At 54.2% G+C, this 12477-nt stretch carries 11 protein-coding genes; 5 read left to right on the top strand and 6 right to left on the bottom strand.

Annotated features, from left to right (window positions below; genetic code table 11):
• Window positions 1-322 precede the first annotated feature (322 nt).
• From acs to actP, 3 genes are all read left to right on the top strand, one after another.
• Window positions 323-2281, top strand: a complete 1959-nt coding sequence (acs, locus tag BZK40_RS17720; RefSeq protein WP_003826645.1) for an acetate--CoA ligase — start codon at window positions 323-325, stop codon at window positions 2279-2281.
• 242 nt (window positions 2282-2523) lie between these two features.
• Entirely contained in the window at window positions 2524-2838 is a 315-nt protein-coding gene (locus BZK40_RS17715; protein ID WP_003031750.1) for a DUF485 domain-containing protein, read from the top strand.
• Window positions 2835-4484 (top strand): cation/acetate symporter ActP, encoded by a 1650-nt coding sequence (gene actP, locus BZK40_RS17710; protein WP_008786931.1) that lies wholly within the window; start codon window positions 2835-2837, stop codon window positions 4482-4484. The genes BZK40_RS17715 and actP overlap by 4 nt, the downstream gene beginning before the upstream one ends.
• Before the next feature lie 45 nt (window positions 4485-4529).
• Here actP and BZK40_RS17705 read toward each other — a convergent pair whose 3' ends face one another.
• Together BZK40_RS17705 and BZK40_RS17700 are read right to left on the bottom strand one after the other, a co-directional pair.
• Window positions 4530-5219 (bottom strand): LrgB family protein, encoded by a 690-nt coding sequence (locus BZK40_RS17705; protein WP_003031745.1) that lies wholly within the window; start codon window positions 5217-5219, stop codon window positions 4530-4532.
• Window positions 5212-5622: a CidA/LrgA family protein gene (locus BZK40_RS17700; RefSeq protein ID WP_003826638.1), complete on the bottom strand. Its 411-nt coding sequence runs from the start codon at window positions 5620-5622 to the stop codon at window positions 5212-5214. Before BZK40_RS17700 ends, BZK40_RS17705 begins: the two co-directional genes overlap by 8 nt.
• Before the next feature lie 101 nt (window positions 5623-5723).
• Between BZK40_RS17700 and BZK40_RS17695 the strand changes: the two genes are divergently transcribed.
• Window positions 5724-6614, top strand: coding sequence for a LysR family transcriptional regulator (locus tag BZK40_RS17695; RefSeq protein ID WP_003826636.1), 891 nt, complete (start codon window positions 5724-5726; stop codon window positions 6612-6614).
• 75 nt (window positions 6615-6689) lie between these two features.
• Here the strand turns inward: BZK40_RS17695 and BZK40_RS17690 are convergent, their stop codons facing one another.
• The 4 genes from BZK40_RS17690 to soxR all read right to left on the bottom strand — a co-directional run bounded on the left by BZK40_RS17690 (window position 6690) and on the right by soxR (window position 12066).
• Window positions 6690-7181 (bottom strand): REP-associated tyrosine transposase, encoded by a 492-nt coding sequence (locus BZK40_RS17690; protein WP_079935030.1) that lies wholly within the window; start codon window positions 7179-7181, stop codon window positions 6690-6692.
• Window positions 7182-7845: 664 nt separating this feature from the next.
• Window positions 7846-9492, bottom strand: a complete 1647-nt coding sequence (locus BZK40_RS17685; RefSeq protein ID WP_003826634.1) for a Na+/H+ antiporter — start codon at window positions 9490-9492, stop codon at window positions 7846-7848.
• Window positions 9493-9649: 157 nt separating this feature from the next.
• Window positions 9650-10999, bottom strand: a complete 1350-nt coding sequence (ghxP, locus tag BZK40_RS17675) for a guanine/hypoxanthine transporter GhxP (protein WP_003826632.1) — start codon at window positions 10997-10999, stop codon at window positions 9650-9652.
• A gap of 608 nt (window positions 11000-11607) precedes the next feature.
• Window positions 11608-12066: a redox-sensitive transcriptional activator SoxR gene (gene soxR, locus BZK40_RS17670; protein ID WP_003826630.1), complete on the bottom strand. Its 459-nt coding sequence runs from the start codon at window positions 12064-12066 to the stop codon at window positions 11608-11610.
• A gap of 86 nt (window positions 12067-12152) precedes the next feature.
• Between soxR and soxS the strand changes: the two genes are divergently transcribed.
• Window positions 12153-12476 carry a superoxide response transcriptional regulator SoxS gene (soxS, locus tag BZK40_RS17665; RefSeq protein WP_003031731.1) on the top strand — a complete coding sequence of 108 codons (324 nt, stop codon included), beginning with the start codon at window positions 12153-12155 and terminating at the stop codon, window positions 12474-12476.
• The last annotated feature ends 1 nt before the right edge of the window (window position 12477 follow it).

Raw genomic sequence — 12477 nt, 5'->3', positions numbered from 1 at the left:
GAAACCACACTGAAAATGTTGTTTTTAATCAATTGTAAGTGTATGTAAAATACCACTTTAGAGTTATAACACCCCTCTAATCTCTCACTCTTTTGTCTAATTCAGAGACAGATCACCTTTTCAACAATCCTTTAGATAACTGCATGTTATCGCGAGAATTAATCAATTTTTGCTAGTTCCCTTCAAAATTCAGTTTGTCGCTAATTTGCACAATTCGTTTATTGCGTGATCTGCCGCGCAAATACTAAACAAAACTCTCAAAGCCCCTACATTTAACGTTTATGAGACATATTATTAACATCCTACAAGGAGAACAAAAGCCATGAGCCAAATACATAAACACGCTATTCCCGCAAACATTGCGGATCGTTGCCTGATAAATCCGGAGCAGTACGCAGAGAAATACCAGCAATCCGTTAACGAACCCGACACATTTTGGGGCGAGCAGGGAAAGATTCTTGATTGGATCAAGCCGTACAGCCAGGTGAAGAACACCTCCTTCGCACCAGGCAACGTGTCTATTAAATGGTACGAAGACGGCACCCTGAACCTGGCCGCAAACTGCCTTGACCGCCATCTGCAGGCAAACGGCGATCGTACCGCCATTATCTGGGAAGGCGATGACGCTACCCAAAGCAAAAACATTACCTATCGCGAGTTGCATCGCGATGTCTGCCGTTTCGCCAATACGCTACTGGATTTAGGCATTAAAAAAGGTGACGTGGTGGCCATTTATATGCCGATGGTGCCAGAAGCTGCGGTTGCCATGCTGGCCTGTGCCCGCATTGGGGCCGTGCATTCTGTCATCTTCGGTGGTTTCTCACCGGAAGCCGTCGCCGGACGTATTATCGACTCCAATTCACGCCTGGTGATCACCGCCGACGAAGGCGTACGCGCCGGACGCGCTATCCCACTGAAAAAGAACGTGGATGATGCGCTGAAAAATCCAAACGTAAAAACCGTTGAACATGTGGTCGTCCTCAAACGTACCGGTGGTAAAACGGAGTGGCAGGAAGGCCGTGACCTGTGGTGGTCCGATCTTATCGAGAAAGCCAGCTCAGAACACCAACCGGAAGAGATGAACGCGGAAGATCCGCTGTTTATCCTGTATACCTCCGGTTCAACCGGCAAGCCGAAAGGCGTGCTGCACACCACCGGCGGGTATCTGGTCTACGCTGCAACCACCTTTAAGTACGTGTTTGATTACCATCAGGGCGATATCTATTGGTGCACCGCTGACGTGGGTTGGGTAACCGGACACAGCTACCTGCTGTACGGCCCGCTGGCCTGCGGTGCAACCACGCTGATGTTCGAAGGCGTACCAAACTGGCCAACGCCTGCGCGTATGTCGCAGGTTGTGGACAAGCACCAGGTCAATATTCTGTATACCGCACCGACCGCCATTCGCGCACTGATGGCAGAAGGCGACAAAGCGATTGAAGGTACTGACCGTTCGTCGCTGCGTATCCTGGGTTCCGTTGGCGAGCCGATCAACCCGGAAGCGTGGGAGTGGTACTGGAAGAAGATCGGCAACGAAAAATGCCCGGTCGTCGATACCTGGTGGCAGACCGAAACCGGGGGATTCATGATCACCCCACTGCCGGGCGCTACCGAGCTGAAAGCCGGTTCTGCAACCCGTCCGTTCTTTGGCGTACAGCCTGCGATTGTCGATAACGAAGGTAATCCACTGGAAGGCGCGACGGAAGGTAACCTGGTGATTACCGACTCATGGCCAGGCCAGGCGAGAACGCTGTTTGGCGATCACGAACGCTTTGAGCAAACCTACTTCTCTACCTTCAAGAATATGTACTTCAGCGGCGACGGCGCGCGCCGTGACGAAGATGGCTATTACTGGATCACCGGACGTGTGGACGATGTGCTGAACGTCTCTGGCCACCGTCTGGGAACGGCTGAAATCGAATCGGCGCTGGTGTCACATCCGAAGATTGCCGAAGCCGCGGTGGTGGGAATTCCGCATAATATTAAAGGCCAGGCGATCTACGCCTACGTCACGCTGAATCACGGTGAAGAGCCGTCACCTGAGTTGTACGCCGAAGTTCGCAACTGGGTGCGTAAAGAAATTGGCCCGCTGGCAACGCCAGACGTGCTGCACTGGACCGACTCACTGCCGAAAACCCGCTCCGGCAAAATCATGCGCCGCATCCTGCGCAAAATCGCGGCGGGCGATACCAGCAATCTGGGCGATACCTCGACCCTCGCCGATCCTGGCGTCGTGGAGAAACTGCTCGAAGAGAAGCAGGCCATCGCGATGCCATCATAACAAAGTCCTGAAAATGCCGGATGGCGACGCGAAAGCGTCTTATCCGGCCTACAAATCTGACCCTACCCTCTCTTCACCGGGAGGGAAATATAAAAAACCTCCCCCAAAGGATTTCGTGTTACAGGAAGGCGGCAAGCGAGCACATCCCCAAGAGCATAGTTCACTATGTGACTGGGGTGGGCAAGTGCGGCCAACGAACCTGTAGCACGAAAGACGCAGGGGGACCTCTGGAGAGCTCTGTGATGAATGACCAAATTTATCAGCGGATAGAAGACAGTGCGCGTTTCAGGGAGTTAGTAGAAAAACGGCAACGGTTTGCCACCATTCTGTCCATCATCATGCTGGCAGTTTATATCAGCTTTATTTTATTGATTGCCTTTGCGCCGGGCTGGCTGGGTACTCCGCTACACGCGGGAACCAGCGTCACCCGCGGTATTCCGATTGGGGTCGGTGTGATCCTTATCTCCTTCATCCTGACCGGGATCTACATCTGGCGGGCAAACGGTGAATTCGATCGCCTGAACAATGCGGTTTTGCACGAGGTTAAAGCATCATGAAGAGAGTCCTGACGGCGCTTGCCGCCACGCTGCCCTTCGCCGCAAACGCGGCGGATGCTATTAGCGGTGCAGTCCAACGCCAGCCAACCAACTGGCAGGCGATTATTATGTTCCTGATTTTCGTCATCTTTACGCTCGGCATTACCTACTGGGCGTCAAAGCGCGTACGTTCGCGTAATGACTACTACACCGCTGGCGGTAACATCACCGGTTTCCAGAACGGGCTGGCGATTGCGGGCGACTATATGTCGGCGGCATCGTTCCTCGGGATTTCCGCGCTGGTCTTTACCTCCGGTTATGACGGGCTGATCTATTCACTCGGCTTCCTGGTCGGCTGGCCAATTATTCTGTTCCTGATTGCTGAGCGTTTGCGTAACCTGGGTCGTTACACCTTTGCAGACGTTGCGTCTTATCGTCTGAAGCAAGGGCCAATCCGTATTCTGTCCGCCTGTGGTTCCCTGGTGGTGGTTGCGCTGTATCTGATCGCGCAGATGGTTGGTGCAGGTAAGCTGATTGAGCTGCTGTTTGGTCTGAACTATCACATCGCTGTCGTACTGGTTGGCGTGCTGATGATGATGTACGTTTTGTTTGGCGGCATGTTGGCGACCACCTGGGTACAGATCATCAAAGCCGTACTGTTGCTGTTCGGTGCCAGCTTTATGGCCTTTATGGTGATGAAGCACGTCGGCTTTAGCTTCAATAATCTGTTCACCGAAGCGATGGCGGTACACCCGAAAGGTTCAGCCATTATGAGCCCGGGCGGGTTGGTAAAAGACCCAATCTCCGCACTGTCGTTAGGTCTCGGCCTGATGTTTGGTACGGCGGGCTTGCCGCACATCCTGATGCGCTTCTTCACGGTTAGCGATGCCCGTGAAGCACGTAAGAGCGTGTTCTACGCCACCGGTTTTATGGGTTATTTCTATATCCTGACCTTTATCATCGGCTTTGGCGCAATCATGCTGGTAGGTGCAAATCCGGCGTACAAAGATGCTGCGGGCGCGCTGATTGGCGGTAATAACATGGCGGCGGTTCACCTGGCGAATGCGGTGGGCGGTAACCTGTTCCTCGGCTTCATCTCAGCCGTGGCGTTTGCCACCATTCTGGCGGTGGTTGCCGGTCTGACGCTGGCGGGCGCATCGGCAGTGTCTCACGACCTGTACGCCAACGTGTTCCGCAAAGGCGCCACCGAACGTGAAGAGCTGCGGGTTTCGAAAATCACCGTGCTGGTGCTGGGCGTGATTGCCATCGTGCTCGGCGTGCTGTTCGAAAACCAGAACATCGCCTTCATGGTCGGCCTGGCGTTCGCCATCGCGGCGAGCTGTAACTTCCCCATCATTCTGCTCTCTATGTACTGGTCGAAACTGACCACGCGTGGCGCAATGTTGGGTGGCTGGTTAGGCCTGCTGACGGCAGTCGTGCTGATGATTCTTGGTCCAACGATTTGGGTCCAGATCCTCGGTCACGAAAAAGCCATTTTCCCGTATGAGTATCCGGCGCTGTTCTCCATCAGCGTAGCATTCCTCGGGATCTGGTTCTTCTCTGCCACCGACAACTCAGAAGAAGGCAACCGCGAACGCGAGCAGTTCCGTGCTCAGTTCATCCGTTCCCAGACCGGGTACGGCGTAGAACAAGGTCGCGCGCACTAACTTCCCTTCTCCTCCGGCTTTCGGGCCGGAGGATTACATCCTTTCTCAGAACATCAGCCTCGCCACCAGCGGTGCCACCAGCACCATTACCACGCCGGAAAGCATCATCACCAGGCTGGCAACGACCCCTTCCTGCTGACCGAGTTCATAAGAGCGTGCCGTGCCTGCGCCGTGCGATGCTGCGCCAAATCCTGCGCCTTTCGCCATCCCTTCACGAATGGAAAGCCGTAAAAACAGCACATCGCCGACCGCCATACCAAATACGCCGGTCACCACCACGAACAATGCCACCAGGTCCGGCTGCCCGCCCAACGGTTCTGCCGCCGCCAGCGCAAACGGTGTGGTGACGGAGCGCACCGCCAGACTGCGTTGGATCTCATCAGGCAACATAAACAGGCGCGCCAGCCATACGGAACTGGTGACGGCCACCAGCGTTGCCGTTACCACGCCCGCCGTCAGCGACATCCAGTGACGCTTAATCACGGCAAGGTTGTCATACACCGGAACAGCAAACGCGATGGTCGCTGGGCCTAACAACCACAGCAACCAGTGCGATTCACCAATATAGTTTTGCCAGGAGATATGGCCGAAGACCAGCATCAGCACCAGCAGGGCCGGGGTGAGAACTAATGGCATTAGGGGTAATTTACGAAAACGGCGATACAGGCGCTTATTGGCAAAGTAGATACCCAGCGTAATCACCAGACACAACACGCTTAACTGGAAATTACTCACGGTTTAGCCTGCGCATTTCATAGCGATACACTTTATCCACCACCCACGCCGTTGCGCCGAGCACCATCAGCGTACTGATCGCAATCACGGCAAATATACGCCAGCCATCAACCAGCAACAGCTGCGTGTAGTTCACAACGGCGACCACCGCCGGGACAAAAAACAGCAGCATTTCAGCCAGTAACCAGCGAGCACCTGCGCGAATCCAGTTCAGCGGGATAACTCGACAGACAATTAACGCCAGCATCAGCACCATCCCGACCAGGTTGGCAGGAAGCGGCAGATGCAGCCAGGAGACAAGATATTGAGCAAATACAAAAAGACCTGCGTACAACAGAACCTGAACGGGGATCTGGAGTCGGTGAATGACAGCAGGCGTCACGCGGCTTATCGCCACAGCCATGAGGGTATGTCCTTAAAAAATAGAGAGCGCCAGTATAGAGAGCCCCCGTCCAGGACTGAAATGAATTAAACTCATTGCAGGCATAGTCTTAAGGAATAATCATGGATATCAGAACGCTGCGCTATTTTGTTGAGGTGGTTCGTCAGCAGAGCTTTACCCGCGCAGCGGAGAAGCTTTTTGTCACCCAGCCCACCATCAGCAAGATGTTGAAGAACCTTGAAGACGAGCTTAACTGCACGCTGTTAATCCGTGACGGTCGGCGACTGCTGTTAACCGACACCGGGCAGGTCGTTTTCGAACGCGGCCTGGCGATCCTTGCCGAGTTTCGCCAGCTTGAAGCGGAACTCAGTGACATTAATCACCTCAACAAGGGCGTGCTGCGCCTCGGTATCCCGCCCATGGTGGGGATGTTAATGGCTGGGCCGATCGGCCTGTTTCGCCAGCGCTATCCCGGCGTGGAGCTGAAGGTCTCTGAATTTGGCGGCTTAACCGTTCAGCAGGCGGTAATGAACGGTGACCTGGATGTCGCGATGACCGCGCTGCCGGTTGAAGAAGAGAGCGGTCTGGCAACCTTACCGCTTTTTAGCCATCCACTCTGCGTGTTGGTTCCTCGCTCCGGCCAGTGGACAACGTGCGAATCCATTCCCCCCGAGGCGCTGGCGGAACATCCGCTGCTTATCTACAACGAAGATTTCGCGTTGAGCCGCCAATTGCTTGAGCTGTTTAGCCAACACAACGTCAAGCCCCGCATCGCGGTGCGCAGCGGGCAGTGGGATTTTCTGGCAGCAATGGTACAAGCCGGAGTTGGGATTGCCATTTTACCGGAGCCGATTTGCCAGCGGCTGGATAAGCAAACGTTGCGCTGGATCCCTCTGGAGAGTGACTTACGCTGGCAGTTGGGCATGATTTGGCGCGAAGGCGTGTATCTGTCGCACAGCGCCCAGGCGTGGCTCAAATGCTGTGAAGGGTTTTGGCTACCGCAAGCGTCGTAAAATGCCGGATGCGGCTAACGCCTTATCCGGCCTACATCGGTATGCCGGTGTTGTAGGCCTGATAAGCGTAGCGCATCAGGCACGTTCACCCGCATTAAAATCCATGATTTCACCTGCCCAATCTTGCGGGCACAAACCGTGCCTCACGTCACGATGAAATGTTGAAAAAGGCCAAGCCTGTACCTGCTTTACCCAACCGTGCTTCACCGGGTTAATGTAAATATAATCAACATGCTGGCGATAATCATGTTCATCACGGATGGTGAGCTCCCAAAAGCGAGATTGCCAGATATGTCGGGAAGACAATGAGTGGGTGAAATGCTTCTTAATTTCCCGCCAGCGAGAGGAATAATCCGCATCATTGCCAGGTAACGTCCATATACAATGCATATGCTCGGGTAAAACGACCCACGCATTGATGCGAAAAGGCCTAACCTTTTTGACCGCAGCGATTGCACACCGAAGCGCGTGAATGTTGTCTGTCAGAAGGTGGCTTCGACGGTCCTGCAGATTTACCGTAAAAAACCAGGTTCCCCCATTGATGTAATTTCGTCGATAGTTGGACATGTTTCCCCCTTTCCTCAACCGTATGGATAAAAGAGGGAATCGACAAGAGGGATGGATTCGTTCAGGAAAGCCGCTCGCAAATTACACGATGAATAATTTCTTGCAGCCAGTTGCGCGCCATTTGGCCCACCTTTCGCCGGATGCGGCTAGCGCCTTATCCGGCCTACATCACTATTGCCGGTCTTGTAGGCCTGATAAGCGTAGCGCATCAGGCACACCCTTCGCCGGATGCGGCTAGCGCCTTATCCGGCCTACATCGCTATTGCCGGTCTTGTAGGCCTGATAAGCGTAGCGCATCAGGCACACCCTTCGCCGGATGCGGCTGACGCCCTATCCGGCCTACATCACTATTCCCGATCTTGTAGGCCTGATAAGCGTAGCGCATCAGGCACACCCTTCGCCGGATGCGGCTAACGCCTTATCCGGCCTACATCGCTATTGCCGGTTTTGTAGGCCTGATAAGCGTAGCGCATCAGGCACCCCTTCGCCGGATGCGGCTAGCGCCTTATCCGGCCGCCTACATCGCTGTTGCCGGTCTTGTAGGCCTGATAAGCGTAGCGCATCAGGCACACCCTTCGCCGGATGCGGCTAGCGCCTTATCCGGCCTACATCACTATTCCCGATCTTGTAGGCCTGATAAGCGTAGCGCATCAGGCGCTATCGTTTACTGATTCTCAATCAACAGCGCTTCCAGCAAATCCAAGTCGTGCAGTAGTTTTTGCAGCGTTTCATTGCTGATTTCACGCGTGGCGCGCAGGTGATAAAGCTCCGCGCGTTCTGAACGCAGCGCTGCCAGGCGGAAACGTCGTTCGAGGTTTTCTTCCTGCATCGAGCTTTCCACATCGTTGCGCCCGTCGGCGCGTCGGCGCAGGTTACCAATCACGCGTGAACTCACCTCGGTGAGCAACTGGTTATCGATGTTCTCTTCGGTGTCCGCGGCCAGTCGCTCCTCCATTTTCTGGATAGCGACAATCGCCACTTCTGCCGTGGCGGCGCGGGCGATACGTTCCTCTTTCTGCTGCTGCGAGTGGTCTGCCACTTCCAGATGTTGTAGCAGAATCGGCAGCATCACCACGCCGACAAACAGCGAGAACAGGATCACGCCAGCGGCAAGGAAGATCAGCTCATATCGCGCCGGGAAGCCGCTACCGTCCGGTAACAACAGTGGAATGGAGAGCACACCGGCGAGGGTAATGGCCCCGCGTACACCGGCAAAAGAGGCGATCATGATTTCACGCGTCGTCCAGGATCCAAACTCCATCGGTTTTTTCTTCAGGAAGCGCAGACTGAACTTTTTCATGGTCCACAGCCAGCCAAAACGCACCAGCATTAGCGCCACGTAAATCAGCACGACATCGGTAAACAGCATCCAGATTTCAACATTCGGATCGGCCTCGGCCGCCGCCAAAGAAGACTCCAGAATTCCCGGTAACTGTAGCCCTAACAGCAAGAAGACCATGCCGTTAAACACAAACTCCAGCATCGCCCAGGTACTGTTAGCACGTAAACGCATCGCCAGCGGCGCGCGGCGCATCACCCCGGAACGGGTGATCGTCATCCCGGCTGCGACCGCTGCGAGGATACCGGAAACGCCGATATGTTCCGCAATCAGGTAAGATGCAAACGGCAGCAGGAACAGCAGGACGATTTGCGTTGCCGGCTCGTCACCACCCCAGCGGCTGAGGAAGCGCAGGGAACGGCCGTACAGCCAACTGACGACAAAACCAGCCAGGATGCCGCCAATCGCCACTTTGAAGAACTCAAGCGTTGCGCCACCAACGGTGAATACCATTGTCCCCATCGCCACGGCGACGGCAAACTTCAGAGAGACCAGACCGGAGGCGTCGTTCATCAACGCTTCGCCCTGCAGGATACCCATGATTTTCTTCGGTATACGTCCCTCTCCCACAATGCCGGAAAGCGCGACGGCATCGGTTGGCGATAGCACAGCAGCCAGCGCAAAGGCTGGGATGAGAGGGATCCCCGGCACCAGCCAGTAAATCATAAATCCAATGCCGACTACCGTGACCAGCACCAGCGCCAGTGCCAGGCCGAAAATCTCTCGCCCGTGCTCGAGAAACTCACGCGTTGGTGTCTTCCAGCCATCGGCAAAGAGCAGCGGCGGGATGAACAGAACCAGGAACAGCTCAGGATCGAATTCCACATGCAAACCAAACGTCGGCCACGCCAGCAAGGCGCCGATGGCGATCTGCATAAGGGGTAAAGGAAGTTGGAAGGGCAATACGCGAGTAAATACCCCCGACAGCGAGACCACAAGGGTCATGATAAGTATGGTGAAAAAGATTTCCATGCGTTCCCTGTTTGCGATGTTTCTTATGATTGCTAATGAGAGGCGTCGTGCCTCAATTCTATCTAATTGAGAGTAACGCAAAAGACAACGAGTGTGTTCTGAAAATGAAAACGGGCGGCCAAAGCCACCCGTTTTTAGGATCGTCAGGAAATCAGAATCAGATAGCCCAACCGCCGGCGTAGAAGGCCACCAGCGCGATGGCGATCACCACGGTGCCGATGTTCAGTTTGCGCCATTCACCAGAAACGATGCGGCCAATTACCAGGGTCGCAAAGCCAATCATGATGCCGGTAACGATGTTACAGGTCAGCACGATAAATACGGCCGTAACCAGTCCTGCCATTGCGTCGACAAAGTCAGCGAAATCGATTTTCGCGACGTTGCTCAGCATCAACAGACCCACATACATCAGCGCAGGTGCCGTTGCGTACACAGGAACAAGATAAGAGAGCGGAGAGAGGAACAGGATCAGCAGGAACAGTACGCCAACGGTGATCGCTGTCAGGCCAGTTTTACCGCCTGCCGCCGTACCCGCTGCGGATTCAATGTAAACCGCCGCCGGAGCTGCACCCACCAGACCAGAGAACACGCTGCTCAGGGAGTCAGTGGTCAGCGCTTTGCCACCGTCGATAATCTGTCCGTCTTTATCCAGCAGATTCGCCTGTCCGGCTACCGCGCGGATGGTTCCGGTTGCATCGAAGACAGCGGTCATGACCAGCGCCAGCACGCTCGGCAGGACAATCGGGTTCAGTGCACCCATGATATCCAGGCTGCCGATCAGCGAGTTGCCGTTTTCATCACTCAGAGACGGCATGGCAAAAATGCCGGAGAAATGCACGGCCGGGTCGAAAATCAGACCAACCACGGAAATACCGATAATGGTCAGCAGAATGCCACCCGGTACTTTCAGTTTTTCGAGTCCAATAATCACCGCCAGACCAATTAACGACATAATGACCGGGAAGGTATCGAAGTCACCCAGCGCAACCGGCAGGCCGTCCAGCGGGTTCTTAATTACCAGACCGACACCGTTTGCCGCAATCAGCAGCAGGAACAGGCCGATACCAATCCCCGTACCATGCGCAACGCCCTGCGGCAGATTGCGCAGGATCCAGCTACGGATACCGGTCGCGGAAATGATGGTAAACAGGACACCCATCAGGAACACCGCACCCAGCGCAACGGGCACGCTAATATGTTGGCCCAGCACCAGGCTGAATGCGGTAAATGCGGTCAGAGAAATGGCGCAACCAATTGCCAGCGGCAGGTTTGCCCACAGGCCCATCACAATAGAACCGACGCCCGCGACCAGACAGGTCGCCACAAATACAGCAGCAGGTGGGAACCCGGCTTTACCCAGCATCCCCGGAACCACGATAACGGAGTAGACCATGGCCAGGAAGGTCGTTAATCCGGCAACGACTTCCTGACGAACGGTACTGCCGCGGAGCGAAATTTTAAACCAGGCGTCGAGTGAACCGCCGGTACGCGCTGAAGGCGTAGACATAGAAAACATCCCCTGAGAGTTTATTTTTTCGTCATTATGCGTGCTGGACAATCCACTGCCTGCTAAACGTTTTCTCCATGTGCCAGGTTTGCGTCAATAGGGGTGTCGCAAAAAAGCAAACGTTTAGCTCCGCGCATAAAAAACGGGTGGTAAAAAAAAGCAAACGATTATCCAGCGATCATACGCTGGTTTTCAACTGAACTTTGCCGCTTTTTACTCATTTCTTCTTATAACGCGCAAGAAATAACCAGTCGATGCGCAAACGTTATCGTCAATGCGCAATTTGGCAACAAATTTCGCGGAGTGATTACATCATCGGCGTGTTTATTTCGCGCAACTCGCGCAAGAAAACAGGTGAAGATGCGTAAAATTTTTTGGCTAAAAAATCACCATTTCACTGGCAAATGGAGGGAGGTGGCTTACACTTACATTATCAACACAGGCCGGAACCTCCCCTAATGTGCTCGACTGAGGGGTGTTGATGTCGGGGGAAACCCTCCCGTGAACCAGCGGGATAGAGTGAAAGACAAAGACCGGAACCAAACTAAAGCGCCCTCTGTGGCGCTTTAGTTTTATATCCTTCATACCCGTCACATATTTTAAACCAATTAATCATCTTCCAGCAGGCGCGCTCCGGTCCCCTGCTCGCCAAGCTGATCGCCTGGGTTACGCAATGGGCAATCGCTACGTGACAAGCATCCGCAACCAATACACCCATCCAGCTCATCGCGTAGCGCCACCAAAGTATGGATGCGTCGGTCCAGTTCTTCACGCCATTGCGAAGAGAGCTGCTTCCACTCTTTGGCACTAAGCGAATGCCCCTCAGGTAATACACCTAACGCGTCACCGATCGTGGCCAGCGGGATCCCGATGCGTTGAGCAATCTTGATTATCGCGACGTAACGCAACACATCACGTTTGTATCGCCGCTGATTGCCGCTGTTGCGCATGCTACTGATTAACCCTTTGCTTTCATAGAAATGCAGGGTCGATACCGCCACGCCGCTACGTTTGGCGACTTCACCTGGTGTGAGCAGCGCTTTTATCCGGGGTAATTTCTTTTCCATAAATCGCTTTACCTCAAGTTAACTTGAGGAATTATACTCACCCACAGACAAAACGACGAATCGAATACTGAGAAAGAGGCAGCCCTATGTCCCATCAGCAGATTATTCAGACCCTTATTGAATGGATTGATGAACATATCGATCAACCGCTGAACATTGAGGCGGTGGCGAAAAAATCAGGTTACTCGAAGTGGTATTTACAAAGAATGTTCCGCACGGTGACGCGCCAGACCTTGGGTGACTACATCCGCCAGCGTCGACTTTTGCTGGCCGCCGTTGAACTACGGACAACTGAGCGACCTATTTTTGATATCGCGATGGATCTTGGTTATGTGTCGCAACAAACCTTCTCGCGTGTGTTTCGCCGCGAATTTGATCGTACTCCCAGCGACTACCGCCATCGTCTGTAAT

Source organism: Citrobacter portucalensis (assembly GCF_002042885.1).
Classification (GTDB): Bacteria; Pseudomonadota; Gammaproteobacteria; order Enterobacterales; family Enterobacteriaceae; genus Citrobacter; species Citrobacter portucalensis.
The sequence above is the reverse complement of the archived record's forward strand: the minus strand, read 5'-3'. Positions and strand labels throughout refer to the sequence as shown.